Origin of the sequence: Burkholderia sp. Ac-20365 (assembly GCF_017104715.1) — a bacterium.
Classification (GTDB): Bacteria; Pseudomonadota; Gammaproteobacteria; order Burkholderiales; family Burkholderiaceae; genus Paraburkholderia.
In genome coordinates this window covers 1-3,283 of sequence record NZ_JAAGPI010000090.1, presented here as the reverse complement: position 1 = coordinate 3,283, position 3,283 = coordinate 1, and the positions used below count along the sequence as shown (strand labels likewise).

General features: G+C 62.5%; 4 protein-coding genes. All 4 read left to right on the top strand.

From position 1 onward, the window contains the following. Nucleotides 1–402: succinate dehydrogenase, cytochrome b556 subunit (gene sdhC, locus G3O01_RS44695; RefSeq protein ID WP_205813893.1), on the top strand; the 402-nt coding region annotated here is incomplete at its 5' end. A 4-nt stretch (nt 403–406) separates the two neighbouring features. After that, on the top strand, nt 407–775 hold the full coding sequence (gene sdhD / locus G3O01_RS44690) for a succinate dehydrogenase, hydrophobic membrane anchor protein (protein ID WP_109484267.1): 369 nt from the start codon (nt 407–409) through the stop codon (nt 773–775). A gap of 3 nt (nt 776–778) precedes the next feature. After that, the gene (gene sdhA / locus G3O01_RS44685) at nt 779–2,554 is read left to right on the top strand and encodes a succinate dehydrogenase flavoprotein subunit (RefSeq protein ID WP_205813892.1); all 1,776 of its coding nucleotides are present in this window, start codon (nt 779–781) and stop codon (nt 2,552–2,554) included. A 24-nt stretch (nt 2,555–2,578) separates the two neighbouring features. Further along, the gene (locus G3O01_RS44680) at nt 2,579–3,283 is read left to right on the top strand and encodes a succinate dehydrogenase iron-sulfur subunit (RefSeq protein ID WP_205813891.1); all 705 of its coding nucleotides are present in this window, start codon (nt 2,579–2,581) and stop codon (nt 3,281–3,283) included.

Below are 3,283 nucleotides of genomic sequence, written 5' to 3'. Positions count from 1 at the left end.
AAAAAACCGAGGCCGGAATACCGGAACATCGGTATCGGGCAGATATTGACGGCATACCGTCTTCCTCTCGCGGGACGCGTGTCGATTCTTCACCGTGTGAGCGGTGGTCTGCTGTTCATTTTCCTTCCGTTCCTGCTTTACCTCTTCGACCAGAGCCTGACTTCCGAGCTGAGCTTCGAGGTGTTCAAGGGCTTCCTGTCCAACATCATCGTCAAGCTGATCGTGCTGGTGCTGGCGTGGGCGTTCCTGTTTCACTTCTGCGCGGGCGTGCGCCATCTGACGATGGACCTGAACCATGACGCGGTGTCGAAGGAACGCGGCAAGAGCACGTCGGTCGTCGTGCTGGTGGTGTCGTCCATTCTGACGATCGCCTTCGCGCTCAAACTGTTCGGAGCATTCTAAAAACATGTCAGCGAATAACCGTGTTGGTTCGAAGCGCCTCGTGGTCGGCGCGCACTACGGTCTGCGCGACTGGCTCGCGCAGCGCATCACGGCCGTCATCATGGCCGTGTACACCGTCATCCTGCTTGCGCTGTTCTTCGGCGCGCACGCATTCTCTTACGACGGCTGGGCCGGCATCTTCGCGATGCAGTGGATGAAGCTCGCCACGTTCGTGACGCTGCTCGCGCTGTTCTATCACGCGTGGGTCGGCATCCGCGATATCTGGATGGACTACATCAAACCGGTTGGCACGCGGCTTCTGCTGCAGGCGTTGACGATCGTCTGGCTGCTCGCGTGTGCGGGCTACGCTGCGCAGATTCTCTGGAGAGTGTAAAGAATGGCTGCAATCAAGAATTCTCTGCCGCGTCGCAAGTTCGATGTGGTGATCGTCGGCGCGGGCGGCTCGGGCATGCGCGCGTCGCTGCAACTCGCGCGCGCGGGCCTCTCCGTCTGTGTGCTGTCGAAGGTGTTCCCGACGCGCTCGCACACCGTTGCTGCACAGGGTGGCATCGGCGCCTCGCTCGGCAACATGAGCGAAGACAACTGGCACTACCACTTCTACGACACGATCAAGGGCTCCGACTGGCTCGGCGACCAGGACGCGATCGAGTTCATGTGCCGCGAAGCGCCGAACGCCGTCTACGAACTCGAACACTTCGGCATGCCGTTCGACCGTAACGCGGATGGCACGATCTACCAGCGTCCGTTCGGCGGCCACACGGCGAACTATGGCGAAAAGCCCGTGCAGCGGGCGTGCGCGGCGGCCGACCGTACCGGCCACGCGCTGCTGCACACGCTGTACCAGCAGAACGTTGCGGCCAAGACCACGTTCTTCGTCGAATGGATGGCGCTGGACCTGATCCGCGACGCCGAAGGCGACGTGCTCGGCGTGACCGCGCTGGAAATGGAAACGGGCGACGTCTACATCCTCGAAGGCAAGACCACGCTGTTCGCCACGGGCGGCGCGGGCCGGATCTTCGCGGCCTCGACCAACGCGTTCATCAACACGGGTGACGGCCTCGGTATGGCCGCACGCGCAGGCATCCCGCTCGAGGACATGGAATTCTGGCAATTCCACCCGACGGGCGTCGCAGGCGCAGGCGTGCTGATCACGGAAGGCGTGCGCGGCGAAGGCGGCATTCTGCGTAACTCGAACGGCGAGCGCTTCATGGAGCGCTACGCGCCGACGCTGAAGGATCTGGCGCCGCGCGATTTCGTCTCGCGTTCGATGGACCAGGAAATCAAGGAAGGCCGCGGCGTGGGTCCGAACAAGGACCACGTGCTGCTGGACCTGTCGCACATCGGCGCCGAGACGATCATGAAGCGTCTGCCGTCGATCCGCGAAATCGCGCTGAAGTTCGCGAACGTGGACTGCATCAAGGAACCGATTCCCGTCGTGCCGACCATCCACTACCAGATGGGCGGCATTCCGACGAACATCCACGGTCAGGTTGTCGGTACGGCCAAGGGCCACGAAGACCCGATCAACGGTTTCTACGCCGTGGGCGAATGCTCGTGCGTATCGGTGCACGGCGCGAACCGTCTGGGCACGAACTCGCTGCTGGACCTGGTGGTGTTCGGCCGCGCGGCCGGCAACCACATCGTCAAGCACGTGAAGGAGATCAAGGAGCACAAGCCGCTGCCGGCCGATGCTGCCGATTTCGCGCTGTCGCGTCTGGCGAAGCTGGACAAGTCGACCTCGGGCGAATACGCGCAGAACGTCGCGAACGACATCCGCTCGACGATGCAGAAGCACGCAGGCGTGTTCCGTACGTCGGCACTGCTGGCCGAAGGCGTCGAGCGCATCCGCGAAGTGGCGGCGCGCGTTGGCGACATCCACCTGAAGGACAAGTCGAAGGTGTTCAACACGGCGCGCGTGGAAGCGCTCGAAGTGGAGAACCTGATCGAAGTGGCGCGCGCGACGATGGTGTCGGCCGAGGCGCGTAAGGAAAGCCGTGGCGCGCACGCGCAGAACGACTTCGAACATCGCGACGACGAGAACTGGCTGCGCCATACGCTGTGGTACAGCGAAGGCGACCGCCTCGACTACAAGCCGGTGCACATGAACCCGCTGACGGTCGAATCGGTGCCGCCCAAAGCGCGTACCTTCTAAGGCACAAGTCAAAGGACCCCACAAATGGCCAAGCGTACATTCGAAATCTACCGCTACGACCCGGACAAGGACGCCGCGCCGCGCATGCAGACGTACGAGATCGAGATCGACTCGCACGAGCGCATGCTGCTCGACGCGCTGGTGAAACTGAAGGCACTGGACGAGACGCTGTCGTTCCGTCGCTCGTGCCGTGAAGGCGTGTGCGGCTCGGACGCGATGAACATCAACGGCAAGAACGGTCTGGCGTGTCTGACGAACCTGAACGACCTGCCGCAGAAGATCGTGCTGCGTCCGCTGCCGGGGCTGCCCGTGATCCGCGACATGATCGTGGACATGACGCAGTTCTTTAACCAGTATCACTCGATCAAGCCGTATCTGATCAACGACACGCCGCCGCCGGAGAAAGAGCGTCTGCAGACTCCCGAAGAGCGTGATGAGCTCGACGGGCTGTATGAGTGCATTCTGTGCGCGAGCTGCTCGACGTCGTGCCCGAGCTTCTGGTGGAATCCGGACAAGTTCGTGGGCCCGGCGGGCCTGCTGCAAGCGTATCGCTTCATCGCGGACAGCCGCGACGAGGCGACGGGCGAGCGGCTGGACAACCTGGAAGATCCGTACCGTCTGTTCCGTTGCCATACGATCATGAACTGCGTCGACGTGTGCCCGAAGGGGCTCAACCCGACGAAGGCGATCGGCAAGATCAAGGAATTGATGGTGCGCCGGACGGTCTGA

What these genes read in the sequence shown, in the direction of transcription:
- sdhD (WP_109484267.1), top strand. Translation starts at nt 407, where the DNA reads ATGTCAGCGAATAACCGTGTTGGTTCGAAGCGCCTCGTGGTCGGCGCG.
- sdhA (WP_205813892.1), top strand. Translation starts at nt 779, where the DNA reads ATGGCTGCAATCAAGAATTCTCTGCCGCGTCGCAAGTTCGATGTGGTG.
- G3O01_RS44680 (WP_205813891.1), top strand. Translation starts at nt 2,579, where the DNA reads ATGGCCAAGCGTACATTCGAAATCTACCGCTACGACCCGGACAAGGAC.